Source organism: Neorhizobium sp. JUb45, assembly GCF_004343585.1.
In the GTDB taxonomy this organism is placed as follows: domain Bacteria; phylum Pseudomonadota; class Alphaproteobacteria; order Rhizobiales; family Rhizobiaceae; genus Neorhizobium.
Genome location: NZ_SLYW01000022.1, coordinates 1 through 23,984 on the forward strand (window position 1 = coordinate 1; position 23,984 = coordinate 23,984).

Below are 23,984 nucleotides of genomic sequence, written 5' to 3' on the forward strand. Positions count from 1 at the left end.
ATGCACGTCTTAATCGCGGCGAAAGCTAGAGCCATGATCTGCGAGGTCAACCCTGAATGGGCAAGGTTTCGCAGATAGGGGGAATTTACGGGACCCAGCAGTTGCAAAGGTGGGTGCGGAAAAGCGGGCATTGTCTGTTGCAAAAATCGGCGAGACCGGCATCTTTGGTGCCGCGCTTCGGTCTATCCGTTTCGGCTTGGGGTGCGGGAGGAGGCAAGGCAGACAGGTGGGCGAACAGTTGGCCGGGAAAAGAGACGACAGGCAAACGATCGCGCCATTCGCAGATGATGCCGAAACCTACGCGTTGAACCGTGAGGAACCAAACGAACGGCGAGGCGGCGGCTGGACAGTCGCATTGCGTCGCCGTGGCAAAAAGATCGTCCGGCTGTTCAAGGACAGCATCTACGGATCGTCCGATGCCGCCTATGCTCAGGCGCGTGCCTATCGCGATGCCATCATCACCGCCCTCCCCCCGCCGACCAATCTCGAGCAGGCAGTCAAGATCCGCAAGAACAACAAGAGCGGCATCTCAGGCGTGCGCCGGGTCGAAGCCGAAGAGGGTGACGTCTGGCAGGCGACGCTGATGACCAATGAGGGCCAGAAGCGTGAGAGTTTCTCCATCGGCCGGCTTGGCGAGGAAGCGGCCAAGTCGATGGCAATCGCGCAGCGCATGCGCTGGCTGAACGCGCTGCCGGTCAAGCACCTGGCCTATGCCCATCACGCCGAAGAGATCACGCGCCAGAATTTTGACCATCAGCTCGATGTGGTTGCCGACGTGGCGCCGCAGGTGCAAATCAGCGAGGAGGAGGTCATTGCTCGCATCGCTGAGATCAATGCCCGCTTTGATGCCTACCGCCCTCCCCGGCTCAAAGTGCGTGTCAAAAGTTATGGTCCTGCACGACTGGCGGTGGCGGTCTCCGATGGCGGCTCTCCGGCAAAAAGGAAACTGGCACACGTCAATACGGCAAAGATGATGCATGGCGGAGCGCTGGCCGCTGCCGGAAGGGTTCGCGAGGTCGTCGAAGAGATCTACAATGCCGACGTTGCCCGCTGGTTCGCGAAGGAACATGGCAACGCACTGCTGACGCCGGAAAGCTTTGATCCTGCAATCGGCTTCAATGTAACTGTCTGGGTGCCGGTGGAGCTGATCCGCTGATGGCGCAGAAACGCAAACCGGCTGCATCGCTTTCCTCCGTCGATCGTCGCGCGGCCGAGCTCGATACGATCGTGGCCGTTCTTCCTCTCGATCGCCGTGACGAGCTTGCCGAGCTGCTGACGGATCAGGATGTCGAAACACTCCGGCATCTGGTCAATGAAGGCACGGGTGACAATACGCTGCGTGCTCTCACCTCCGATCTTGCCTATCTGCAGGCATGGTCATTGGCAGCAACAGGCGCGTCCCTGCCCTGGCCGGCGCCGGAGGCGTTGCTCTTAAAATTTGTCGCCCATCACCTGTGGGATCCCAACAAACGCAACACCGATCCCGATCACGGCATGCCGGTTTCTGTCGAGCAAAACCTCCGTGACCAACGGTTCCTGAAATCCGCCGGCCCTCACGCACCCGACACCGTGCGCCGACGGCTTGCCTCGTGGTCGACGCTGACCAGATGGCGCGGTCTGACTGGAGCATTTGCCTCCCCTGCCCTCAAGTCGGCGATCCGCCTTGCCGTGCGCGCCACGCCGCGGCCACGCAAACGCAAGAGTGCCAAGGCTATTACAGGTGATGTTCTGGCCAGGCTGCTTGCGACCTGTGGCACCGATAGTTTGAGGGACATTCGCGACAGGGCTATCCTGATGGTAGCCTTTGCTTCTGGCGGCCGACGACGCAGCGAGATTGCCGGGCTGCGAAAAGAACAGCTCACCAATGAGCCACCCATCACCACCGAGGATGGCACCACCCTGCTCTCTCTCGCCATTCATCTCGGACGCACAAAGACATCCGGTGCCGACCACGATGAGGTCGTCTATCTCACTGGCCGGCCGGTCGAGGCACTCAACGCCTGGCTCGAAGCAGCCCGCATCGATACGGGCAGCATATTCCGGGCGATCGACCGTTGGGGCAATGTGTCCAAACGCACGATCGATCCGCAGTCTGTCAACGACATCGTCAAGCAGCGGGCAAAACTTGCCGGGCTTGAGCCTGGGGAGTTTTCGGCGCACAGCTTGCGGTCAGGCTATCTGACTGAGGCTGCCAATCGCGGCATACCGCCGGAAGCAATGGAGCAGTCGAGGCATCGATCCGTGCAGCAGGCTTCGAGCTATTACAACAGCGCGACACGGCGCAGTCGGAAGGCCGCGAGGCGGCTGAGCTGATCGCGGGGGCCACGGTCAACTCGATGATGGCGCTTCCGGCGCGGGATACGTGTTCAGCGTTCGCGAATGTATCCTCGATATAGGCAAACACCGCTGCCGCGCCCTCGTCTGTTTCCATAAGTGGTCAGAACAAGATTAGTGCGAAATCGTACGCCAGCCGAGATTGCGCTTGTTTTCCGTAGTTTTCTGCCTGCACCGAACGTGAGGTTCCAGGTAGAAAATATATCAGGAGCGTCCAGTTTTGGGTAGGAATATCGATCTCGATCATCGTTTTCTCACCTAAACGTACGATTTCGCACTAATCTTGTTCTGACCCCAACTATAATGTTCAATTCTGGGAGGCTCGCCCTGACATCGGCGGGTTCTGAAAACTGCATAGCACGCTGCGCAATGTTGCGAACGTGCTTTCGCTACCAAGGATAGCTGTCATTGGAAGAAATCATCGGTTCAGTTGCGGTGTTTTTCAGTTTGATCAGTGCGGCGTTCGGAGTCATGTGGCTTTGCCCGCGGCTTCCGGCTCACCATAGAGACGACGAGACAAACACTATCGTCAGGCTGATCGCGAATATTTTCGCGATTATGACGTCGCTGGTGTTCGGACTGATGATCAATTCATCGAAGGCGACCTACGAAACGATTGACCGCAATGTTCATTCCTACGCCACCCAGATTATCCTTCTTGATCGTAGCTTGCGGACCTATGGATTGGGCGCTGTCCAAGCACGGCAAAGCCTGAAAGACTATTTAGTCGCGGCAATCGATGCGCCCGAGCGTGCCAATCAAGCACCGGGCTCCAGATTGGCTGAGCAGCGACTTGCAACTATTGGCGATCATCTCGCCATGATCCAACCGACCGACGGGTATCACCTTTCCCTTATAACCGAGGCGCAGCGCCAGTATCGGCAGATCGTCGAGCAACGCTGGTCCATAGTGGAGCAATCCGAGGGGGTCATTCCTACACCGTTGATCGTCATGCTGATCGCCTGGTTGACGTTGATCTTCGCGTCGTTTGGATATCGCGCACCATTCAACCCAGTGATATCAGGAATGTTCGTCGTCTCTGCCGGTCTCGTGGCGGCGTCGATCTATCTTGTCCTGGACATGGACATTCCCTTTGCTGGCGCGATTCAGATTTCAGATGCTCCCCTCAAAAGAGCACTTGTCCAGCTTGAGCTCTAATCGACGAGATCGCCACTGAAATTGTCGCAATGGGGGCACCACGGCTCCTCTAGTGAACGACCGGAACAATCGGTGTCCGCCGGCTGTTTAGCTTGTGTGCCGCTGCGCCTCGAGTAGATCTCACATCGTAGACTGTCGAAAGAGCGGCCAACCACGCGTTCATGCTGCCGTCGGACCTAAGCACGTCAAACGCAGCACCGCGTTGCCTTTGTCCCCAGCATCCTGTCGGGGCTACTCTCAACAATAAGGAAGCCGGAATATGACTGACGGCAAGACGTTCTCGCGCAGCGCCAATGGAGACAGCTGGTCGCTTGAGACCGAACCATCGACCGGTGAGGCGATGGTTCATCACAGAGCGAATGCATCGTCTGGCGGACATGAGACGAGGAGCACCATAGATCGGTTTCTTGAAGTCAGCGTCGGCAAGCCCGAGCATGACTCCCTCCTCCAAATACTGGGCAAAACGGACAATCATGACACACAGCCGCTCGCCGACGATAATCTGCAGACACCATCTTACGATACGGCTATGCGATATCTGGAATTAGGTGGCCGACGGCTGGCGAAAGTGGACGACAATATTGTCAATATTCGCGAATGGGAAATGGACCCGATGGATGCGGAAGCATTCTGGCAAGCGAACGTCGAGGCCTTAGCCGAACGCGAGAAGCGTGAGGTCTTTCTGCATCTGCCGTCTATCAGCGATGCGGACACCGAGGGAGCGCGTCACACAAAGCAAAGCCCGACGCAGGAGACCCGCGACAATTCAGCCAACGACGTCCAGCGTCAAAGGCAATCCGGCGGCATAGACGATAGTCCTTCAAGAGAGGCGGCGAAGCCGGTCGGCGAGCCTGCTGGCGGTCCCGATGCCGCTGAGCCTTCGCCAGAGTGACATAAAAATGGCCCGCATTTGCGGGCCATCTCTCATTATGTGGCGGGAACGATCAAGTCTTGTCTACGACCTTTTTCACCGCGTCCTTGGCTTCACCCTTGGCTTGCTGTGCATCACCTTTTGCTTCCTGGGCGGCACCCTTTGCCTGGAGCTTATTGTTATCGGTGGCGTCGCCGACGGCCTGCTTTGCCTTGCCGCTCATTTCATTCGCCTTGCCGGAAACTTTATCAGCTGTGGAACCCATGATTGGATCTCCTGTATCGAGCGGGGCACGCACGGTCTTCCAAGTTGCTATCCGGTCATCTGCCGGGGAAGTCCATTGTCAGACCGTTTAACGATCCGCTTGGTGAGAGAACACTTGGAGAGACACATCGTTCCGGATTCAGCTGTCTACATCTCCGAAGGCCGACGTTTAGAGATCTACGCCCTTTAATCTGTTGCCCGTCCTGACATACGATTGGATAGGCGAGACCAGAAAGTCAGAGTTCGCAGAGCATGTCATTATCGCTCTTGTCGTGTTTGCGGGCGGCATTCTGACACTCGCATTCGTGCTGACAATCCTGCCGTGAAGCTCACCTGTTTTTGCCGTCCGACGGTGGTGACGGTGCCGGTGGGCACCGGGCCTCTCGCGGCAGCCCTCTGTTTTGAAGGTCCAGTGCAGAAGCGCTCCGCCTTGCTTTCGTCAGAGATTCAGATTTAAAGCCGGATAGGGCAGGAGGCGGCTCGTCGTTTTCCGGGGATTATTTCATCAAAGCATTTCTCGCTGTGCTAACCGAAGGCGCAGGGCCCGAAATTCTCATTTCCCAGTATTGCCGCTTATGCGAAATTCTCTGACGGAAATCCGGGTTTTCATTGATCACACTTCCACCGACGCAGCGGCCAGCTCTTCCAAGGGGATCTTGACCACACGTGGTTCCCGACGAATTCTGCAGACGAACAAGAAATGAGCGCACGATCGATGACCCCAAAACCTTTTCCTTGGCGCAAACTCACGCCCTCCCAGGTCGCTTTGATGGAGCGGCTTGCTGCGGAGAATGACGGCATCCCCATCTCTCGCCTCGAATACCGTGAGCTTCTGGCGCTAGATGAATTGCAGAAGCTCGGCTTTGTCGAAAGTCGAGCAAACCGCCGCAAGCTTTTGGCATTTCTGACGCCGCGTGGCCGCGAGTTGAAAGCAGACGGCTACCGTACAGATCTCGTCATTCTACGCATTACCGGTCCGCAGATCGATCTGCTCAAGTTCCTGAAAGATGGCCCGATCGAGGACAGCGTCGGCCAGCCAATGACCGCGTTATCGGGCGCTCTGTATGACGTTTGCCGCCGGATGACCCTACGTGGATGGGCGGAATGGTACCCTGGATGGAACGGCAAACAATGGGCGCGTCTCACGCCAGCAGGTTTCGAAGTCTTGAATGCCGTCGGTGCTCATGAGCATACGGTCATCCAGTTCGACACGCTGAGGCGCCGCCGCGGAACGACTTGATCTGACAGAGCAGAGCTCCAAAGATGGGCTAACCAGTCGCGCTCACCCGCTGCAGCATCGCAACCAGGGCCTCGTTCTCAGCGCGCAGCTTCTCCAAAAGCTCACGCTTCAGGCTATGGTTTTCGGCATCAAGCTGTGCCAGTTCGTCTTCCCAGGCCATGCCGCTCTCGGGTTTGGACGGTGCATCCGCCATCGCTGCGACCTGTGCGCGCCGGCGTCTGGGTTTAAGATCCTTGCCGCGGGCCTTTCTCGGGGGCAGGGTGTTCTTATCAGCCGCGGGTTGCTCCAGACCATGAACTTGAGATGGCAGTGAAGATTGATCTTCAAATGTCTCCTCGACCGCCACGAATGTCTCAGCCGCTTCGGTGGCGACAAGCTTTTCAACGGCAGAGGCCTTTGGCGCTGACTCAACGAGGGTAGGGCCGAGACCGATTTGGCTTTCTTCTGCGGCCGGTGGTGGCGGCGTGTCCTTCGGCAACAGACCATCGGCTTCCACCGACTTCGCGGCAGAGCGGAGATCGATGTCACCCCAGATCGACTTTGGCTGCGACGTACCCCGCTTGCGGCTACCCTTGTATTCGACAACGAAATTTCTGTTTGGTGTCTTCATCATCTCAAGATACGCATCCGCGCGCTGCTGGTTATTGGTTACCCAAAGGAGCGCCAATATGTGGCGGACGTACGATGAGCGCAGGCTTTCGTCGGTTCTTCCCTGATATGGGCCACAAGTCAATGTTTGCCCTCCCCGGCCTTACGCCAGCGCCCGATCACATGCTGGTCAAAGACGCATTAAAGATGGCAAGTTCTGTGACCTGAGACCCATCTTCCTTGGTTTTCAGCAGAGTCCTGGGTTTTCAATCTAGCCTTATGCGGCATGTTTTTCGTCTGGGTGCCGGCAAAGCTGATCAGTTGATGCCGCAGCGCCAATTGTTCTGGTAAGGCGTGTCATCCTGAAGTCCGCGCGGCTGTACATCAGCGCCGTGATCCATTCCAAGTTCGAATATATCGGATTGCCGAGAAAAGGCCGATATAATCGACCTCCCGATGAGAGAGGTGGCGCGTCAGTCAGCATCATCGTCGTCTAGTCTGCCAGGAGCGATGTCAGAGATATCGTTGTTGGCAGCTTTTGACGCACCCAACCTGCTCAGAAGTCCGGCATCCTCAAGTGCCTCGACGTTGGGGAGATCACGAAGGGTCTCAAATCCGAAGACCGACAAAAATCGGGGTGTTGTCACATAGGTGTAGGGCGCCCCGGGCGTCGGACTTCTCGGCCCTGAAACGATAAAGCCCGCATCTCGAAGGCCAGCGATCGTGTCACGACTAACCTCCTTGCCGAAAACCTCGGACAATTCGGCACGGGTGATCGGCTGGAAATATCCCACAGCCGTCAACACCATTGTCTCGGTCTCGGACAGCGTTGGTCCAATCGATCTCGCCGGAGCGGTCGAAATGCGAATTGTCTCAGCAAACCGGGGTCGGGTGCGATGCTGCCATCCACCGGCGACCGATACCAGTTCATATGGACGGCCTCGCAACTCTTCGACAAGATCGTCGATCAGCAGATCGATGCTGCACTCCTTGCCAACCACCCGCGCCAGCGTCTCGCGGTCAACTGGCTCGGCCGACGCAAAGATCACCGCCTCTACCCGCAGCATCCATTCCCGCCAGCGCATCGCGGGTGGGAACTGATCGAGTTCGCGATCATAAAGAGGATCATCCGCGCCGTTCGCCTTTCGGCGCGATGATTTGGGTGCACCTGATCCGGCCATGGTCATAATCCAAATATCCGGAAGGAGGAACGACCGGAGAGCTCCCGTACCGCCTCAAAGCCTTCGAGCCGTTCGAACAACCGTGTGGCCGCCCAGCGCGACAGACTGCTGCCGGGCGCCGAGGCTGGCGCGGCGTCTTCGGTTAGCAATCTGTGGACGACCGGCTCGGCACCCTTGGTACGCAGTTTTGGTACCACGGAGAGCAGGCGTGCGGCACGGCGGTCAATCTCGGCGGCGGAGCGCAAGGCGGCGTCGACGCCGTCGACCAGCGCCAGGCAGATTGCTTTTGGATAAGCCGGCTCGCCCGACCGAACCCGGCCTCTGCCTCCGATCGTCCGAAAAGCCGGTCCATAGCGTTGAGGCAGTAGCAGCGGCACGGATTTCGGCCAACTCAGTTTATGCGCCAGAACGACCTCGGCCAGCCCAAGCGCCAGCACCTCGGCATCCGGGCGAACGGCAGAGATCGCCGTAATAAGGTCCGCCACCGCGAAGGGTGCTGCTCGCCCGGACTGAATTGCAGAATCGACGATATCGGGAACTGAGGCAAGTCCGTCGTCCCACCGAATGCCAGAAAGATCAGCGATCTCTTTGACGAATGGGGTGGTGATCGGTCCCGATCGGAGCGTCAGCATTCGTGTCGCCACAAACAGCTTTCCGGCCGGCCCGGGATCGTCGCCGGCGACGGTCAGCAGGACGGCGTCCCGGATGGCACCTTCCTCTTCGCTGCGGCCAAGCATTTTTGCAGCGAAGGCGGCCGATTTGAGGGCGAGCCGATCGCCCCAGCAGCCAAGCCATGGAGGGTTGGCACGGATCAGATCGTCGAGGGATTTCAGGGCGATACCAGCGGCGAAGGCGGCGTCCGTCTCATTGATGTCGTGCCTTCGCGGCAGTGCCCATTCCGGCACGCGTGGTGACCAAGCGGCGGCGGTGGGAGCGGAGGGCGCGAATGAATCCATACGTCGCAGTGTAACTCACGTGAGCAGTTTGCGCTAGTATTGTCGACCTAAACCGCACGGCCTGTCGTCAGCACATAACGTCCGATAATCTTGCATTATCGGACGTCTTTGCTACTGTCACTGGATAGGCGACGAACGCCACGATTTTTCTTCTAGACGTACACTTTGGCGCTTTCAGATAGTCGAGAACGGCGCTATTTATGTCTAGACAGCCTAGCTAGATCGGAGCAAATTTATGGATTGGCAGCTGCAGGACGCTAAGAACCAATTTTCGAAAGTAGTGCAAAAAGCCCGCTTTGAAGGCCCGCAAGAGATAACCGTGCGTGGCGAGCGTACTGCCGTTGTCTTGTCCGCAAAAGACTATGACGCTTTGCGCGCTGGGCGACCGACTTTGGTCGATGACCTGCTCGCCGGTCCGCCCTGGGATGACGCCTTTACCGACGCGGTCGACGCGCGGGCCAAAGTCTCAAGCCGCGACGTGGCCTTCTGATGTATCTAGTGGATACGAATATCGTCTCGGAGGCAAGGCGGGGCACTCCACAGGCAGTGTCGTGGCTGCGCTCGGTCGATCCTCTCAGCGTCCACTTGAGTGCGCTGACGCTTGGTGAGATCATGCGCGGTATTGCCTTGAAACAAAAATCCGATCCCAAGGCTGCAGGACATCTTGCCGAATGGCTGCGCAAGCTGCGCCACGATCATGCTGACCGCATCCTCACGGTGACCGACGAGATCGCAGTCGAATGGGGCCGCATCGCCGCAATCCGTCCACGCGGCGACATCGACGGGCTGATCGCAGCCACTGCAATTGTCCATGACCTGATCCTCGTCACTCGCAACGTTAAGGACTTTGAGGACACAGGCGCAGCGGTGATCAATCCATGGGAAGTGTGAGATGAGCGAGATTCTCGGTGGACAAGCTGTGGCGGACGAGCCTTTCATTTCCACAGGAGAAATTCCCTCCCCTGCCCCACAACCGGGGTCCAGCCTGTCGGGCCACCTGCAGGATCTCACCGATCGCGCTCGAAGCTACGTCGACGCGGCCAGCTCGATCAACACTAGAAAAGCCTACGCATCCGATTGGAAGCATTTTTCTGCCTGGTGCCGTCGCTCCAGTCTTTCCCCCCTCCCCCCACTTCCGCAGACCGTCGGTCTCTATATCACAGCCTGCGCCTCGGGATCCGTTGACCGCGGAGCAAAGGGAAATTCCGTTTCGACGATTGAGCGCCGCCTCTCGTCGATCTCTTGGAATTATGCGCAGCGCGGCCTGGTCCTCGATCGCAAGGACCGGCATATCGCCACCGTAATGGCCGGCATTCGTAACAGCCATGCCCGCCCACCGGTCCAGAAGGAAGCGGTCATGGCGACCGACATCATTGCCATGCTAGAAACACTCGATCGCGGCACTCTGCGAGGCATGCGCGACCGTGCAATGCTGCTAATCGGCTACACTGGTGGGCTTCGGCGGTCAGAGATCGTTGGCCTTGATCTAAAAGCCGACCAGACCGAAGACGGACGCGGTTGGATCGAGATCCTCGACAAGGGCATGCTCCTCACCTTACGCGGCAAAACCGGATGGCGAGAGGTCGAGGTCGGCCGCGGCTCGGCCGATGCCACCTGCCCGGTCGCCGCGATCGAAACGTGGATCAAGTTCGCCAAGCTTGCGCACGGCCCCCTCTTCCGTCGGGTCACGGGACAGGGCAAAGCGGTTGGATCGGAGCGCTTGAACGACAAGGAAATAGCCCGCCTGGTCAAGCGCACCGCCATGGCTGCGGGTATTCGAGGCGATCTGGCCGAGATCGAGCGTCAGTTTAAATTCTCGGGTCACTCCCTTCGCGCCGGCCTCGCCTCGTCTGCCGAGGTCGACGAGCGATATGTGCAGAAGCAGCTAGGCCATGCATCAGCCGAGATGACCCGCCGGTATCAGCGCCGGCGTGACCGCTTCCGCGTGAATTTGACCAAGGCTTCAGGGCTTTAGCTGGCCCCTCCCCTGGTCCGGAGTGAAATAGTATGGGGGATCGTGGTATTCCCCTTCCCGAAGCAATGGAGCAGTCAAGACACCGATCAGGACAGCAGACTTCAAGCTACTATAATGCGACCCAGGGGAGCGGACGCGCGGCCCGCATGTTTTAGCCCGCCAGACATTCGCGTAATATTCCGGTGCAGTACGAAAGCGTGCGTACCGTTATACGGGAAACCGGCCTTTGCACTTACGTCACCTGATGGCAGATAGGAAAGCGCTGTTGTGCAGCCACTGTCCCCCGGCTGCACGTTGCAAATCCTCTCTGGAGGCAAAGCCTCTCACCTTAAAGGGCTGCGTTACGCGGCCCTTTTTCTTCTCTGCGCTGAGGTCGGCCTGCATGATCGCGAACAGCGGTGTCATTCTCGCCCGTGCCCGCTGACCGCGACTTCAACCATTGCCGATGGTCCGCCAGATGGGCTCACGGAAATCGTCGAAGTCCAGAGAAGCATTGACCGCACCGGTCGAATCCTGCAGATTTTCATGATGCATGATCAAGATAACGAACCAGGAACGCTCGGTCCGATCGCCCAAGAACTCATGAAACTGGCGGCCGAGCTTCACGATTTGGCAGACAAGCCACAGTTCGAGATCGCGGAGGTCGCGAATGACGACCAACCTCTTCCTGAGCGCGTTCCGGCTTCCTGACCGGACATCAAATCTTGGCCGCCGAGGTGAGCAGGCAAATCGTTGCTAGATGTATGTCTGCGGGTAAAACTCGCAGGCCTCTGTTCATTCACTGCCAGCACCCTAAACTCAAGCTATGGGAAAGCTCAAACGAACTCGTTCTTTTGCATCTGAACAAGCCGTTGATCACCGGGAGACGGTTGAGGCTCAGTTGTTCGAACTTGTGGCCGATGCCGTCAACGCCGGCTGGAGCAGAACCGAAACCCTTCTGGCTATTACGGAAGTCGCCCATAGCCTGGCACGCCAAAAATGCGGCGATGGGGAATTGGAAGAAGTCCTAGCCATCGTCGAAAACATGCGCGGCTGATTGCCAACGCTTAGCATTCGATGCAGGTTTCACAGGAACAAAATCACTGCTGCCTGCTTCGGGTCTCATCAACCAAGGAGACAACGATGCAGGAACTCAATCAGAAAACGGAAGCACCAAGCGTGCAGCTGAATATCGAAGACGGGAGTGCGACCTACCTATTTCGCGAGCAATCCTACATTCTTCCTGGCACTTACAATGATATTGATGCGGCGCGCGCGGATGCTGAAGAACAGTGTCGCGGACTGGGATGGTCGGGCCCCTATGTTGAAGACCCGGCTGTTTCGGTGCACTCACCGACCGACGCCGGACAGCAGTACTGAGCCTTCTGGGATACCTCGCAATGGACCACCACCACTGCGACTTACTCTCCCCTTTTATCTCAGGCGCAGTTTCAGCTTTTTGCCTGGAACCTTCTTTTGACGTCGCAGTGCGAACTTGAATGAAAAGGACGTCGCGGTATCCCGCGACGTCGTTGTCTCGACCGTAGCCTCAGAACTCTTGCCAGTTATCCACCGCAAGCGCATTGGCACCTGACACCATCGCATATCGCGGCTTGGATGAAGGTGTCTGATGGCTGGGTCTGTGCAATTTCACATTCGTATTTGCGATGTGAGACATTTTGAAACGACCGACGAGCTCCGCAAGGGAGGCCGCCTCTACGGAAAGCTTGTGCGTGGCAGCGGATGTTTCTTCTACCATTGCCGCGTTCTGCTGGGTGACCTGATCCATCTGGTTCACGGCCGTATTAACCTCTGCAAGTGCGGTGGCCTGCTCTTGAGAAGCCGTCGCAATAGAGTGTATGCGATCATTAATTTGAGCGACGTACCCGCTGATTTCCGTCAAAGCGCCGCCGGTGTCCTCGACAAGCGTCACGCCCGATTGCACGCTGGTTGCTGACCGAGCGATCAGTATTTTGATATCCTTGGCCGCTACAGCAGAGCGCTGAGCCAGTTCACGCACTTCCTGAGCGACGACAGCAAATCCCTTGCCCGCTTCGCCTGCGCGGGCAGCCTCGACACCTGCATTCAATGCGAGCAGGTTGGTCTGGAAAGCGATTTCGTCAATCACGTTAGTGATTTGTGCGATCTCATTAGAAGCCGTCTGAATTTCGGCCATGGCCGTAACTGCTCGACCGACGACATCAGATGATTTTACCGCGCGCTCTTTGGCCTCGGATACAATTCGGGTTGCTTCGTGTGCCCGATCAGTGGAGGTCCGCACCACGGTCGTGATCTGATCAAGAGCAGCGGACGATTCTTCAAGTGCTGCTGCCTGCTGTTCGGTGCGCTTAGAAAGGCTGTCCGACGAGGAGCGAAGCTCCTCGCTGTTGCCATTCAAGGTGTCGCTTGCATTCCTGATTTCGCCAACCGTTCGCTGGAGGCTCACGATCGTGTTGTTGACGTTTTCCTGAAGCTGAAGAAATACACCCTTGAAATCGCCCTTCATCTTCTGCGTGAGGTCACCATCAGCGAGAAGACGGACAACGCGGTTTGTTTCGTCGATGCCGTTTTCAACCGATGAGACCAGCGTGTTGATGTTTGCTGCGAACTGGTCGAGACCCTCGTCGCCGTAGTTAGTTGCCACGCGCTTTGAAAAATCGCCGGCTGCCGCGGAGGTGACGACGACCGCCATGCCCTGCTGAAGGCGATCGCTTTTTGTGCGCATCGCCGTCTCTTGAGCATTCATCCGCTGGACTTCCAGGCCGTTCTGCTTGAACACCTCTACTGCACCCGCCATTTCACCGATTTCGTCGGTACGGCCTTGGAAAGGTACCTCGGTATCAAAGTCCCCACTGGCGAGTAATTTCATGACGGAGGTCACGGTGCGAATGGGATTGCTGATCTGGTGGGTCGCTATGTAGAACGCGATTGCGCAACCGCCAGCTAGGCCAATCAGTGTGACGGCTGCCATAATCATCAGGACATTCGCCTGAAAGGCTTTCAGATCGGCACTGATCTGGACCAGCTTTGCCTCGTCCTGGCTGACGACGTCGTCGATGTCTTTCTGGTAGCTCTTGCGGTTAGCGCGGTTTGCATCCGTGTTCCCATGCGCATTGGATGCTGCGGGACCATCTGTTGCAGCAACACGCGCGGTCTCGGTCCGGAACTGGGTGAATGCTGATGCGCCTTGGCGCAACTCAGCAAAATCAGTCTTCTGATCAGCAGGGACCAGTGGTTCCCACGCATCAAGCAATGCATTCATCTTCTTGAGAGATGCCAACGCGCCATCGGCAAAAGGCTTGGTCTCCTCGACAGAAGAGGCTGCGTAGGTTCCGCGAAGATCCATCACGACCGCAGTTACAAGCCTGTTGAGAGCTTCGCCGTTTTGAGCGCGCCGCGCGGCATTCTCAAGGCGGTCAACACGGCTGTCGTATACGCTGAGGGTGTAGAAACTGATGCTGCCGATAGCGAGCGCAGTAAGCGCCATCACCGCGACGATCGAATAGATCTTGCCACGAATATTCATGGGTGCTCCGAGGGGAATTAGGTTTTTTGGGGGAATGGAGCCATCATGGCTTCGATGTCGCTTGATTAGCCGCAGATGATTAACGAAGCATCAAAAAAACGTGAGCAGCGATCAGTTTTGGGCGCGGCGCTGTCGCACGCTCTCTCGTCGTTTTCCTGGTGCCGTTGGCGTGGGCCGCTTCGGCCGGCAGTTACCAGAGCCCAGCCTTGAACATATCCTTGGGACACTTAGTAACAGCTGCATCATCGTCTCTCGCGTGGCATCCGACAAAATGGACTAATAATCAGATAGTTCGCCTAGTGGGCATTCTCTCGCGCGGTTTTGGATTGCACCGCTCACCACTGGAAGGTCACGTCGACAGCCCTAGATTGCCTTCATGCGAAAGGAGCGGTCCAGTGGAAAAACCGCAGCATCACTTGATCGACAATCTCATGGCGGGAGCAGGTTTCTACTCCTGGTCGCTGCCGCTCAATATGCTGACGGCCGACAAGGCTTTCGCAGAAATCTATGAGGTCAACGTACAGGATCTTGCCCGAGGGGTGCCTGTCGAATTTATCTTGGCGCGTATTGTCGAGGAGGATCGCCCTCGCCTCGCCGAGCGCATCCATGAGGTCATACTCGGGGGTGAGCCATTCGTGTCATCCTACCGGATCAACTGCCCCAGTGGACGGGTGAAAGCGCTCCTTAGCATGGGGTCATGCGCAAAAGATCAAGACGGCATACCGTCAATCTATTCCGGCATTGTGCTCGTGGAGCATGTGCTAGAAATTGAGATTCGAGCGACGACGCTTGCGGCGCAAATATCAAATGCCTTGGAACTAGCCCGTTCGGACGGGCGCGAACTCACAGAGCGCTACCTATCGTCAGCTCTACGATCGCTTTGTTCCTCAGAGCGCTGAAGGCGCTTCAGCTGATCGATGATACGTTGCACTAGCTCGAGCCGAACCAGGGCTTGGGGCTTACTGATTATTCTTTCTGCGGAAGCCACCCGGATCTGAGCGAGAAGCGTTTCCAGTCTTTTCTCTTCGTCCATGCGGCCTCCTTTATAGATCAGTGTCAAACGGCTATGCGGTGATTTGTAGGCAAACGCCCTGCGAACGGGGTTGCAGGCAAAGAGTTCCCTATTTGGCTTTGGGTACGCCATTAAATCAGTGCGGACTGTCCACGGTTATTGCCGGCCATTTAGGGTCGCCGATCGCCCATGAGTGCTTCCGTGATCGCGATCGTTTGCCGCTGCAGGGGCATCCGGTTCGCTGCCAAGAGGAACACCATCAGAGCGGCCTGCAGAGACGTCCCCTACGCTCCAACCTGGCCTCGCGACACGAAAGTGCTGAATTTGTCCGACAATTGAGAACGCACCAACAACATCTGTCGTATCCGTCAACAAATGAGTTCTTGTTATCGGAAGTAAGCCATCTTACGTGCTTCCCTTGCCATCAAACCCTCGAATAGCAATACTCGGCACAAATCTGACGAGGAAAAACGATGTCTGAACCGCAGCTTTCCATTCGCAGCAGCAAGGCTCGCGATCTGGCCCATGCTCTTTCCCGCCGTACTGGCCAGCCTATCAACAGGCTCGTTGAGCTCGCCTTGGAGCGTTATGACCGGGAGCTACGTGCTGACAACACCCGCTATCCGATGGATGTCGTATGGGATCTCGCAGCCGAGGATTTGCGCAATATCGCTCCCGGCACGACGTCCAACCACGATGAATTCTACGACGAGAACGGTCTCCCGATATGATTGCCGTCGACACCTCTGTCATCATCGCAATCTCAATGCGCGAGCTGGAAACCGACATATTCAGGGCCCCTTTTGGGACGCGAGCCGGTCATCATCGGATGGCCTACCCTATTGGAGGCAAGAATGGTCTTGTCAGGCAAGGGCTTCGTCAGTGCCGCCAAGATCATCAAGCAGTTCGCTGAAACGCCGAACGTTACGACCATTGCTTTCGATGAAAAACACTATCGCGCGGCCGAAGACGCCTTTGAGCGGTTCAGCCGCGGTCGTCATCCCGCTGCGCTCAATATGGGCGACTGTTTCTCCTACGCCGTTGCCTGCATCGCCAGAGCACCGTTACTGTTCAAAGGGCACGGGTTCGGGCAGACGGATCTAAAACTGCATCCTGCGTCTTCAATGGCATGAGACAGACAGCCCTGACCCCGCTCGATCGCCGTATCCTTGAGTTGGACACCATTGCGGCTGTGCTGCCGCTAGAACGTCGCGACGAACTCGCCGAGCTGTTGACGGATCAGGATGTCGCGACGCTCCGCCATCTGGTCAACGAGGGCATGGGCGAAAACACCCTTCGAGCCCTCACCTCCGATCTGGCTTATTTGCAGGCATGGTCTTTGGCGGCCACCGGAAAATCGCTGCCTTGGCCGGCGCCTGAAGCACTGCTACTCAAATTTGTCGCGCATCATCTTTGGGATCCGCAGAAGCGGCAAGAGGATCCTCTGCATGGGATGCCCCATGAGGTTGCGGAAAATCTTCGACACCAGGGCTTCCTGAAATCCACCGGCCCGCATGCGCCCGATACCGTGCGCCGGCGTCTGGCCACTTGGTCCACCCTGACGAAATGGCGAGGCCTTTCTGCCGCCTTCAGCTCCCCTGCCCTCAAATCCGCTATTCGCCTCGCTGTCCGCACTACGCCGCGGCCCCGCAAACGCAAGAGTGCCAAGGCGGTAACAGGCGACGTTCTGGCAAAGATGCTGGCCACCTGTTCAAGCAACAGCCTGCGCGACCTGCGTGACCGGGCGATCCTGATGGTCGCCTTTGTCTCCGGCGGACGCCGGCGCAGCGAGATCGCAGGATTGCGGAGGGAACAACTGACGGTCGAATCGCCAATCGCCGTCGAGGATAGCCCTCCCCTGCCCTCGCTCTCGATCCATCTTGGGCGCACCAAGACGTCTGGTGCCGATCACGACGAGGTGGTTTATCTCACCGGCCGGCCTGTCGAGGCGCTGAATGCCTGGATCGCGGCCGCGCGCATCGAGACCGGGTCAGTTTTTCGCAAGGTCGATCGCTGGGGCAATGTCTCGAAGCGGACACTGGATCCGAAATCGGTCAACGATATCGTCAAACATCGGGCAGCGATGGCGGGGTTGGACCCGCAAGAGTTTTCGGCGCACGGGCTGCGGTCGGGATACCTGACAGAAGCTGCAAATCGCGGCATTCCCCTCCCCGAGGCCATGGAGCAATCCCGTCACCGCTCTGTCCAGCAGGCATCCAGCTATTATAACAGCGCCACGCGCCGTAGTGGGCGGGCGGCAAGGTTGCTTTAGGGGCCTGCCTTCACCAGGAACGTTTCATGATGGGTATAAACGGCACTCCAGGCCGCTTGTCCCATTGCCCAATGTGCTTTCCCGTTGTTCTCCATCAAACTCACGCTAAGGTTATGCTTGCGGAATGGGGACACGTCATTACGGTTGGAGGAAAGTTCCATGAACGAGAGCCATGAGAAGATTTCGAGCGCCGCAAATACAACAGAAAAAATCCAGTCTCTTGTGGGTGAAGCACTGGATTCCCTGCAGTCGGGTTTCAACGGCCGGGTTGTTAATGGTTTCGGCGTGTACGCCGACTCTTCAAGTCGCCACAATGATCTGAACACTGCACTGGTCGCCATCAAAGCTGCTATGGAAATCATGCGGGAGACTGATTGGCCAACGGAGGCCGAATTTGGAGCCGTCGACGCATAAGTCTGCGTTGTGAATTCTTGGCTAAATGCCCTTCGCCCATGCCAGGAGATCACGCCAACGCTTCACGTATCCCTCGACAATCTGCGGGTTCATATCCGACGACAACAGTCCGTCCGCGAACATGCCGAGGTCGAACGTGTTCAGTTCGGTGTCTTCAGGATATTGCTTGAAGGTGTATCGAAACATTTCCTCCCAGCTTTTCCGGACGCCGACCGTCTCGTCCTGCAGCTCCAGGCGATAGCGATCAACCAATTCTCCAAGTGTCATCGTCACTCTCGTTATCTGGCGATCAGCGCAGGTTTAACCGGCCTCTTCGCTCAAATGATTATTTCTGCCTTCCTGCTCTCAGACATCCCTTTTTTACGAAATTTCCCCCATAGGGCGCCGCCAGCGGGCGTTGCACACACACGGCAGGTCAAGATCCATCAAGGGCTGCAGGTTGTCTCTGGCGGGGCTGCATTTACCCCATAAAACCCGCTTGCAACCGTGATTTTTCTCACGCATTTCTTTATTGTACAAGCCTATATCAAATCGCGTGTGAGAGACATGGAAAAACAACAAGCGGCCAATCCATCGTCGGCCCCAAAACGTCTTATCGGCTATGCCCGACTCTCGACCGCCGATCATGTCGATGATGCCCAGATGGACGAGTTGCGCGCCGCCGGTTGCGAGCGGATCTTTCAAGAGCATGAATCTGGCGCGTCACGGACGCGGCCGGTTCTAACAAGGCTGCTCGGCGAGCTCGCCACCGGTGACGTGCTTGTCGTCGTCAGGCTGGACCGCCTCGCCCAATCGGTGAGCCATCTGTTGCACCTGATCAAGGGCCTTTTAGAACGCGGCGTCTATTTCAGATCGATCTGCGATCCGATCGACACGTCCACATCTGAGGGGATGTTTTCTCTTCAAGTCCTCGAGGCGGTTGCACAGCTCGAACGAGCGCTAAACGCCGAACGAACCAAAGCTGGGATCGAGCAAGCGAAGGCTCGTGGCAGAATGCCGGGCAATCCTGGACTTCGGGAAAGGCGGCCAGAAGCGATCATGGCGGTGTCGAAGGCGCGAGAAAAACTCTATCTCAATGAGTTGATCTCGTCGGCCCAAACTTGGCTTCCAACCGTCCGGCAGCTTCGCCCCGCGCATAGCTGGGACAATGTCGTGAGTGTCCTAAACCGCCAAGGCCATGATTGGACGGTGGAAAGACTGCGCCGAGCGGTGCGCCGGATGGTCCGCGAAAAGCTTGCCGAACCCGAGCTGTTAACTCGCTCACCCCGTCGAGCCCCAGAAGATCATCTGATGAAACTCGTCGCAGCGATTGCCATTGCTGATCCTGGACTTTCGCTTCGTGACATTGCGGGTCAACTGGATCAGATGGGCGAGCGGCCAGCGCACGGTGGTCGCAAATGGCAGCCTTCTTCTGTTCGCCACCTACTGGATCAGGCACATCGGCTCGGTCTCGTTCGTCACTGAGGGGACGGGGCACCAACATGCCGACTGCTCGGTTTCTGACGCCCGATTTTCGACGACCAAGATTTCCAGCCTTCGCTCTAAATAATGTGTCGGGCGGGTTGAAGGAATATGTTTTACATCCAGAGTTTTACGACCGACCCTGCCCTTTGCTAAAATAATCCATGGTACTCTAAGGCCGGCCCGCGCTCGAGCTGCCAAGACAGTTCGCGAACAGAGGGAAAGGTTCGGGCCGTATCGGAAACGTCTTCAACAAGGAGGTCTCCGACTGGCGTATTGATCACAACGCGCCATACAGATGGAAAGCTGATCAGCTGCGGCGTGCCCGAGTGATCGACGGTCGCGAACCATAAAGCCATTGAGACAATGTATGGTGTGCCTTATGGGATTGGTGACCAGAAGAATCGGCTTGGCGCGTCGATGCGTCAAAATACAACCCATCCCTACCGTTGCTCTCGTCAATCAAACGATAGGACCTACTGCAACTCTGCCCGATCGCGCCGCTTAAAATGGTCCGCCGAGACAAGCACATCACAATCATAGCAGAACCGTCTGGCCACCCCAGTAGGTGTCATCTGAAAACGGGCCGCAGCGAAAGTATCGAGCACACTTCAGCTCAAAGCCAGATTTGTACCGGGCACACATCCACGGCTTCGATACATTCCCACAATAGCCCGAGATAGCGGCCCTCCCCTCCTCGGCATCGTCATCAATCATTGATCCATGGGTCTCCGCGATCACGTCACATGAATCGAACATCCTTCTGAAAGCAAGTTAGCACGCTTGCTTCGCATCCGGGCCAACCAGTGGTGCGATGGCCGTCAGGTTAGATGCCCTTTCGATCGGGCAGGGCGTTGATGATGGCAAATGAGAGCTTTACGTAGTATCGAAACCCGGTTTCCTACCGGCATACTTAGCAAGTTGGCCAAGCAATACGCCCAAAGACCTGCCAGATCGCACGGCCTTACGATCACAGGTCAGGACGGCATACCCCGATCGCGATGACGACCAGCTTTGTAATGAACCCGGCAAGCCCAAGCTTCAAATAGGTCGGCATAAATTTATCCTGTCAATAGGGCTTGATCCGCCACGTGATGATCGAGAGCCAGTTTGATTGCGCCGATATTGAGATGTTGGACAGAATACTCCGTGCTCCTCGCATCACCGAAATTGAGACCTAAGAGCTCAATGATGGCAGATCCCGTCTTCAATGTCCGAAAGCGACGCATCCTCTGTCCCAATTTGCTGCCACACACCCCTGACAATAAGGCATGATCCCGATCTCTTTTTCTGTCCACCTATGAGGTAACTGTCTTGACCGGCCTTCATCTGAGCGGTTTCGGGCTAATCAAACTGATTTACCTTGTTCGCAGGGGAACTATTCCTTGACCCCTTCGACAACCGAGGGCGTAAAGATATCGAAGAAGTGCTTCTATTGTCCCAACCTTCAGACGATCAGATGTTCGGGTACACCGGACTCCTCCCGGTTGGCGAAACACCTAACCGGCGCCTGACGAAGTGGATTGACGCATCTAAGCACCAACATAGTAATTGTTAAAGAGACGGATCGTCACAGGATTTCATCCGCGCTTGCGACGTTAATCACCAGAATCCAGCATGATTGGGGTCCGGAAGCCCGGCAGTGCCGCCGTGCTCTGGGGGCAGGAGATGTGTCCAGATCGGCAAAGGTTCGTGTTGCCATCGCGCCAAAGTCCTTATTAGCGCCTGCAAACCCCCCACAAATACCGCTCCAGGCAATCATACGTGAAGATCTATTCCCGTGGCGAGCCAGCAACATAGCACTGGGTGAAGCACGAGAGGCATCTTAAAAAACCGGTCAAGACCGACTGCGCCGGCGGTGAACCATGGCCAACCATTCCTGTCTCCAGAATCATAATCGGGCAATCGCTACATATCCTACGCCCCTATACGGGCACCAACGTAGCGCCCCGAGGCCAGAAGGGTGCCCCAGCGATATCGACAATGCTCCTGATCACTTCTTTGGAAGCGATCGTACCTTTGCGTGACGACGCTGCCAGATGGCTCAACGGTCAGGAAGGAGAGACCCGACTTAAGCCAATCCGGAGATCTTCGCGTAACAAGCCAATTTTCGTGATTGGAGACGAAAGTCGATTTGACCCACCCGTATATCATGAGAGCTAGGCCTTGCCCCATCTAGTAGGCTGTAGTTTTCGCAATGTCCGCGTCATTCGCGCGTACCTCCTAGCTTCAGGCATATCGTTAGGAATGATGACAAATACCGCCAACCGTGAATTTCGAACGCTGGCCCCACATCCGGTGCTATTTCGGGCCGATCAAAGACCGCACTTTTCACCTTTGAAAGGAAAAAAAGCGTGTTTTCAAGGCCTTGTTGGTGTGGTCAGCTGACCACCAATGAAACGCGATATTGCGCGCGACTAACGAGATCTAACGTTGCAGCAGGCAAAGAGCGCACCGCCACCAGAGCGCAATCTCTTTAAAAAAACATTTTAAAACCCGTAGCTTAGAACGGTGGTCAGCTGACCACATCGAGTCGCTTCGGATTTTGACCGCGCACGAACAAGATGTGGACCTTTCATGGAATGATATGAAGGTATGCCGCGGTCAGCGGTCCCGATGAGATATTTCGACCGCCGGCCAGCTTTGCGCGCTCCTTGACGATGTCGTTGACGGATTGCGGATCGATCGTGCGTTTGGACACATTGCCCCAGCGGTCGATAGCGCGGGACGCTGCCCGTTTCGATACGGGCTGCTTCGAGCCAGGCGTTGAGTCCATCGACCGGCCGGCCGATAAGATAGAAAACCTCATCGTGGTCGGCACCGGATGTCCTGGTGCGGTCGAAATGGACAGCAAGAGAGGGCAGGGTGTTGCCATCCTCGGCGGTGATCGGTGGCTCATTGGTGAGCTGTTCTTTTCGCAGCCCGGCGATCGCGCTGCGGCGGCGGCCACCTGAGGCAAAAGCCACCATCAGGATCGCCCGGTCGCGGATGTCCCTCAAACTATCGGTGCCACAGGTCGCAAGCAGCCTGGCCAGAATATCACCTGTGACAGCCTTGGCACTCTTGCGTTTACGTGGTCGCGGCGTGGCACGCACGGCAAGGCGGATTGCCGACTTGAGGGCAGGGGAGGCGAAGGCACCGGCAAGACCGCGCCATCTGGTCAACGTCGACCACGAGGCAAGCCGTCGGCGTAGGGTGTCAGGTGCGTGAGGACCGGTGGATTTCAGAAAGCATTGGTCACGGAGGTTTTGCTCGACAGAAACCGGCATGCCGTGATCGGGATCGGTGTTGCGCTTGTTTGGATCCCACAAGTGATGGGCGACAAATTTTAAGAGCAACGCTTCCAGCGCTGGCCAGGGCAGGGACGCGCCTGTTGCCGCCAATGACCATGCCTGCAGATAGGCAAGATCGGAGGTGAGGGCACGCAGCGTATTGTCACCCATGCCTTCATTGACCAGATGCCGGAGTGTTTCGACATCATGATCCGTCAGCAGCTCGGCAAGCTCGTCACGGCGATCGATCGGGAGAACGGAAGCGATCGCATCGAGCTCGGCTGCGCGACGATCGACGGAGGAGAGGGATGCAGCCGGTTTGCGTTTCTGCGACATCAGCGGATCAGCTCCACCGGCACCCAGACCGTGACATTGAAACCGATCGCAGGATCAAAGATCTCCGGCGCCAGCAGTGCATTGCCATGCTCCTTGGCAAACCAGCGAGCGACGTCTGCATTGTAGATCTCTTCGATCACCTCGCGAACTCTGCCGGCAGCGGCCAGCGCTCCGCCATGCATCATCTTCGCGGTGTTGACGTGTGCCAGTTTTCGTTTGGCCGGAGAACCGCCATCCGAGACAGCGAAAGCCAGCCGAGCAGGCCCATAACTTTTGACCCGCACTTTAAGCCGGGGAGGGCGGTAGGCATCAAACTGCTCGTTGACTGCGGTAATGCGAGCAATGACCTCCTCCTCGCTGATTTGCACCTGCGGCACCGCATCGGCAATCACATCGAGCTGGTGGTCAAAGTTCTGGCGTGTGATCTCTTCGGCATGATGGGCGTAGGCCAGATGTTTGACCGGCAGCGCCTTCAACCAGCGCATGCGCTGCGCGATCGCCATTGACTTGGCGGCTTCCTCGCCCAGCCGGCCAATGGAAAAACTCTCTCGCTTCTGGCCTTCATTGGTCATCAGCGTCGCCTGCCAGACATCGCCCTCTTCAGCCTCGACCCGGCGCACACCGGAGATGCCGCTCTTGTTGTTCTTGCGGATCTTCACCGCCTGTTCGAGATTGGTCGGCGGGGGCAGGGCGGTGATGATGGCGTCTCGATAGGCGCGAGCCTGGGCATAGGCGGCATCGGATGATCCGTAGATGCTATCCTTGAACAGCCTGACGATTTTCTTGCTGCGGCGACGCAGTGCTACCGTCCAGCCACCGCCACGTCGTTCGTTTGGTTCCTCACGGGTCAGCGCATAGGTGTCGGCATCGTTTGCAGGTGGTGCGATCGTTTGCCTGTCGTCTTTTTTCCTGGCCAAGTGTTCGTCCGCCTGCCTGCCTTGCCAAATCCTACGCACGCTCAAAACCGATCCTGGATCGATCAAGCACAACGCCAAAGATGCCGGTCTCATCGGTTTTTGCAACAGGGCAGGACCGCTTTCTGCAACTGGTGGGTCCCGTAAAATCCCCCTATCTGCGAAACCTTGCCCATTCAGGGTTGACCTCGCAGATCATGGCTCTAGTTTTCGCCGCGATTAAGACGTGCA

The 23,984-nt window shown here is 57.1% G+C and carries 24 protein-coding genes and 1 pseudogene; 17 read left to right on the forward strand and 8 right to left on the reverse strand.

The features are described from left to right. Positions 1-238: 238 nt before the first annotated feature. The 4 genes from EDF70_RS29380 to EDF70_RS30555 all read left to right on the forward strand — a co-directional run bounded on the left by EDF70_RS29380 (position 239) and on the right by EDF70_RS30555 (position 4,384). Positions 239-1,156: a hypothetical protein gene (locus EDF70_RS29380; RefSeq protein WP_245519435.1), complete on the forward strand. Its 918-nt coding sequence runs from the start codon at positions 239-241 to the stop codon at positions 1,154-1,156. Next, positions 1,156-2,313, forward strand: a complete 1,158-nt coding sequence (locus EDF70_RS29385; RefSeq protein ID WP_132281781.1) for a tyrosine-type recombinase/integrase — start codon at positions 1,156-1,158, stop codon at positions 2,311-2,313. Before EDF70_RS29380 ends, EDF70_RS29385 begins: the two co-directional genes overlap by 1 nt. A 429-nt stretch (positions 2,314-2,742) precedes the next feature. Next, positions 2,743-3,492 (forward strand): hypothetical protein, encoded by a 750-nt coding sequence (locus EDF70_RS29390; protein ID WP_245519436.1) that lies wholly within the window; start codon positions 2,743-2,745, stop codon positions 3,490-3,492. Positions 3,493-3,751: 259 nt separating this feature from the next. After that, positions 3,752-4,384, forward strand: coding sequence for a hypothetical protein (locus EDF70_RS30555; protein WP_245519437.1), 633 nt, complete (start codon positions 3,752-3,754; stop codon positions 4,382-4,384). A gap of 52 nt (positions 4,385-4,436) precedes the next feature. Here the strand turns inward: EDF70_RS30555 and EDF70_RS29400 are convergent, their stop codons facing one another. Continuing rightward, the gene (locus EDF70_RS29400) at positions 4,437-4,628 is read right to left on the reverse strand and encodes a CsbD family protein (protein WP_132281783.1); all 192 of its coding nucleotides are present in this window, start codon (positions 4,626-4,628) and stop codon (positions 4,437-4,439) included. Between the two features lie 714 nt (positions 4,629-5,342). On the opposite strand from EDF70_RS29400, the gene EDF70_RS29405 reads away from it, so the two are divergent. Beyond that, positions 5,343-5,867, forward strand: coding sequence for a hypothetical protein (locus tag EDF70_RS29405; RefSeq protein ID WP_132281785.1), 525 nt, complete (start codon positions 5,343-5,345; stop codon positions 5,865-5,867). Positions 5,868-5,895: 28 nt separating this feature from the next. Here the strand turns inward: EDF70_RS29405 and EDF70_RS29410 are convergent, their stop codons facing one another. From EDF70_RS29410 to EDF70_RS29420, 3 genes are all read right to left on the reverse strand, one after another. Next, positions 5,896-6,600: a hypothetical protein gene (locus tag EDF70_RS29410; RefSeq protein ID WP_132281787.1), complete on the reverse strand. Its 705-nt coding sequence runs from the start codon at positions 6,598-6,600 to the stop codon at positions 5,896-5,898. 328 nt (positions 6,601-6,928) lie between these two features. Then, complete coding sequence (locus tag EDF70_RS29415; RefSeq protein WP_132281813.1) at positions 6,929-7,636, reverse strand: SMC-Scp complex subunit ScpB; 708 nt, start codon at positions 7,634-7,636, stop codon at positions 6,929-6,931. Positions 7,637-7,638: 2 nt separating this feature from the next. Next, positions 7,639-8,592 (reverse strand): DUF1403 family protein, encoded by a 954-nt coding sequence (locus EDF70_RS29420; RefSeq protein ID WP_132281789.1) that lies wholly within the window; start codon positions 8,590-8,592, stop codon positions 7,639-7,641. Between the two features lie 235 nt (positions 8,593-8,827). Between EDF70_RS29420 and EDF70_RS29425 the strand changes: the two genes are divergently transcribed. The 6 genes from EDF70_RS29425 to EDF70_RS29455 all read left to right on the forward strand — a co-directional run bounded on the left by EDF70_RS29425 (position 8,828) and on the right by EDF70_RS29455 (position 11,926). Continuing rightward, positions 8,828-9,082 carry a type II toxin-antitoxin system Phd/YefM family antitoxin gene (locus EDF70_RS29425; protein ID WP_111564548.1) on the forward strand — a complete coding sequence of 85 codons (255 nt, stop codon included), beginning with the start codon at positions 8,828-8,830 and terminating at the stop codon, positions 9,080-9,082. Further along, the gene (locus EDF70_RS29430) at positions 9,082-9,483 is read left to right on the forward strand and encodes a type II toxin-antitoxin system VapC family toxin (protein ID WP_132281791.1); all 402 of its coding nucleotides are present in this window, start codon (positions 9,082-9,084) and stop codon (positions 9,481-9,483) included. The genes EDF70_RS29425 and EDF70_RS29430 overlap by 1 nt, the downstream gene beginning before the upstream one ends. Before the next feature lies 1 nt (position 9,484). Then, positions 9,485-10,567 carry a tyrosine-type recombinase/integrase gene (locus EDF70_RS29435; RefSeq protein WP_132281793.1) on the forward strand — a complete coding sequence of 361 codons (1,083 nt, stop codon included), beginning with the start codon at positions 9,485-9,487 and terminating at the stop codon, positions 10,565-10,567. A 267-nt stretch (positions 10,568-10,834) separates the two neighbouring features. Further along, complete coding sequence (locus EDF70_RS29445) at positions 10,835-11,257, forward strand: hypothetical protein (RefSeq protein ID WP_132281795.1); 423 nt, start codon at positions 10,835-10,837, stop codon at positions 11,255-11,257. Between the two features lie 115 nt (positions 11,258-11,372). Further along, positions 11,373-11,603, forward strand: a complete 231-nt coding sequence (locus EDF70_RS29450; protein WP_132281797.1) for a hypothetical protein — start codon at positions 11,373-11,375, stop codon at positions 11,601-11,603. Positions 11,604-11,689: 86 nt separating this feature from the next. Continuing rightward, positions 11,690-11,926 carry a hypothetical protein gene (locus EDF70_RS29455; RefSeq protein WP_132281799.1) on the forward strand — a complete coding sequence of 79 codons (237 nt, stop codon included), beginning with the start codon at positions 11,690-11,692 and terminating at the stop codon, positions 11,924-11,926. 169 nt (positions 11,927-12,095) lie between these two features. On the opposite strand, the gene EDF70_RS29460 is transcribed toward EDF70_RS29455, so the two are convergent. Continuing rightward, a complete protein-coding gene (locus EDF70_RS29460; protein ID WP_132281801.1) occupies positions 12,096-14,072 on the reverse strand; it encodes a methyl-accepting chemotaxis protein in 1,977 nt (658 codons plus the stop codon). Positions 14,073-14,467: 395 nt separating this feature from the next. On the opposite strand from EDF70_RS29460, the gene EDF70_RS29465 reads away from it, so the two are divergent. The 5 genes from EDF70_RS29465 (at position 14,468) to EDF70_RS29485 (ending at position 17,770) form a co-directional block, all read left to right on the forward strand. After that, positions 14,468-14,971: a PAS domain-containing protein gene (locus EDF70_RS29465; protein WP_245519438.1), complete on the forward strand. Its 504-nt coding sequence runs from the start codon at positions 14,468-14,470 to the stop codon at positions 14,969-14,971. Between the two features lie 586 nt (positions 14,972-15,557). Further along, a complete protein-coding gene (locus EDF70_RS29470; RefSeq protein ID WP_132281803.1) occupies positions 15,558-15,815 on the forward strand; it encodes a type II toxin-antitoxin system VapB family antitoxin in 258 nt (85 codons plus the stop codon). 123 nt (positions 15,816-15,938) lie between these two features. Then, positions 15,939-16,217 carry a type II toxin-antitoxin system VapC family toxin gene (locus EDF70_RS29475; protein WP_245519439.1) on the forward strand — a complete coding sequence of 93 codons (279 nt, stop codon included), beginning with the start codon at positions 15,939-15,941 and terminating at the stop codon, positions 16,215-16,217. After that, positions 16,214-17,356 carry a site-specific integrase gene (locus tag EDF70_RS29480; RefSeq protein WP_132281805.1) on the forward strand — a complete coding sequence of 381 codons (1,143 nt, stop codon included), beginning with the start codon at positions 16,214-16,216 and terminating at the stop codon, positions 17,354-17,356. Before EDF70_RS29475 ends, EDF70_RS29480 begins: the two co-directional genes overlap by 4 nt. A 159-nt stretch (positions 17,357-17,515) precedes the next feature. Beyond that, positions 17,516-17,770 (forward strand): hypothetical protein, encoded by a 255-nt coding sequence (locus EDF70_RS29485; protein WP_245519440.1) that lies wholly within the window; start codon positions 17,516-17,518, stop codon positions 17,768-17,770. 21 nt (positions 17,771-17,791) lie between these two features. On the opposite strand, the gene EDF70_RS29490 is transcribed toward EDF70_RS29485, so the two are convergent. Further along, positions 17,792-18,037: a hypothetical protein gene (locus EDF70_RS29490; RefSeq protein WP_132281807.1), complete on the reverse strand. Its 246-nt coding sequence runs from the start codon at positions 18,035-18,037 to the stop codon at positions 17,792-17,794. A 279-nt stretch (positions 18,038-18,316) separates the two neighbouring features. Here EDF70_RS29490 and EDF70_RS29495 point away from each other — a divergent pair, with 279 nt between their 5' ends. Beyond that, complete coding sequence (locus EDF70_RS29495) at positions 18,317-19,234, forward strand: recombinase family protein (RefSeq protein ID WP_132281819.1); 918 nt, start codon at positions 18,317-18,319, stop codon at positions 19,232-19,234. A 2,629-nt stretch (positions 19,235-21,863) separates the two neighbouring features. Here the strand turns inward: EDF70_RS29495 and EDF70_RS29500 are convergent. Both EDF70_RS29500 and EDF70_RS29505 read right to left on the reverse strand, forming a co-directional pair. Then, positions 21,864-22,839: pseudogene (locus EDF70_RS29500) on the reverse strand (integrase); the annotation flags it as partial. Then, positions 22,839-23,756, reverse strand: a complete 918-nt coding sequence (locus EDF70_RS29505) for a hypothetical protein (RefSeq protein ID WP_132281809.1) — start codon at positions 23,754-23,756, stop codon at positions 22,839-22,841. The pseudogene EDF70_RS29500 and the gene EDF70_RS29505, both read right to left, overlap by 1 nt. Positions 23,757-23,984 lie beyond the last annotated feature (228 nt).

What these genes read in the sequence shown, in the direction of transcription:
- EDF70_RS29435 (WP_132281793.1), top strand. Translation starts at nt 9,485, where the DNA reads ATGAGCGAGATTCTCGGTGGACAAGCTGTGGCGGACGAGCCTTTCATT.
- EDF70_RS29455 (WP_132281799.1), top strand. Translation starts at nt 11,690, where the DNA reads ATGCAGGAACTCAATCAGAAAACGGAAGCACCAAGCGTGCAGCTGAAT.
- EDF70_RS29485 (WP_245519440.1), top strand. Translation starts at nt 17,516, where the DNA reads ATGAACGAGAGCCATGAGAAGATTTCGAGCGCCGCAAATACAACAGAA.
- EDF70_RS29385 (WP_132281781.1), top strand. Translation starts at nt 1,156, where the DNA reads ATGGCGCAGAAACGCAAACCGGCTGCATCGCTTTCCTCCGTCGATCGT.
- EDF70_RS29460 (WP_132281801.1), bottom strand. Translation starts at nt 14,072, where the DNA reads ATGAATATTCGTGGCAAGATCTATTCGATCGTCGCGGTGATGGCGCTT.
- EDF70_RS29420 (WP_132281789.1), bottom strand. Translation starts at nt 8,592, where the DNA reads ATGGATTCATTCGCGCCCTCCGCTCCCACCGCCGCCGCTTGGTCACCA.
- EDF70_RS29430 (WP_132281791.1), top strand. Translation starts at nt 9,082, where the DNA reads ATGTATCTAGTGGATACGAATATCGTCTCGGAGGCAAGGCGGGGCACT.
- EDF70_RS29405 (WP_132281785.1), top strand. Translation starts at nt 5,343, where the DNA reads ATGACCCCAAAACCTTTTCCTTGGCGCAAACTCACGCCCTCCCAGGTC.
- EDF70_RS29450 (WP_132281797.1), top strand. Translation starts at nt 11,373, where the DNA reads ATGGGAAAGCTCAAACGAACTCGTTCTTTTGCATCTGAACAAGCCGTT.
- EDF70_RS29415 (WP_132281813.1), bottom strand. Translation starts at nt 7,636, where the DNA reads ATGGCCGGATCAGGTGCACCCAAATCATCGCGCCGAAAGGCGAACGGC.
- EDF70_RS29425 (WP_111564548.1), top strand. Translation starts at nt 8,828, where the DNA reads ATGGATTGGCAGCTGCAGGACGCTAAGAACCAATTTTCGAAAGTAGTG.
- EDF70_RS29470 (WP_132281803.1), top strand. Translation starts at nt 15,558, where the DNA reads ATGTCTGAACCGCAGCTTTCCATTCGCAGCAGCAAGGCTCGCGATCTG.
- EDF70_RS29495 (WP_132281819.1), top strand. Translation starts at nt 18,317, where the DNA reads ATGGAAAAACAACAAGCGGCCAATCCATCGTCGGCCCCAAAACGTCTT.
- EDF70_RS29475 (WP_245519439.1), top strand. Translation starts at nt 15,939, where the DNA reads ATGGTCTTGTCAGGCAAGGGCTTCGTCAGTGCCGCCAAGATCATCAAG.
- EDF70_RS29400 (WP_132281783.1), bottom strand. Translation starts at nt 4,628, where the DNA reads ATGGGTTCCACAGCTGATAAAGTTTCCGGCAAGGCGAATGAAATGAGC.
- EDF70_RS30555 (WP_245519437.1), top strand. Translation starts at nt 3,752, where the DNA reads ATGACTGACGGCAAGACGTTCTCGCGCAGCGCCAATGGAGACAGCTGG.
- EDF70_RS29480 (WP_132281805.1), top strand. Translation starts at nt 16,214, where the DNA reads ATGAGACAGACAGCCCTGACCCCGCTCGATCGCCGTATCCTTGAGTTG.
- EDF70_RS29490 (WP_132281807.1), bottom strand. Translation starts at nt 18,037, where the DNA reads ATGACACTTGGAGAATTGGTTGATCGCTATCGCCTGGAGCTGCAGGAC.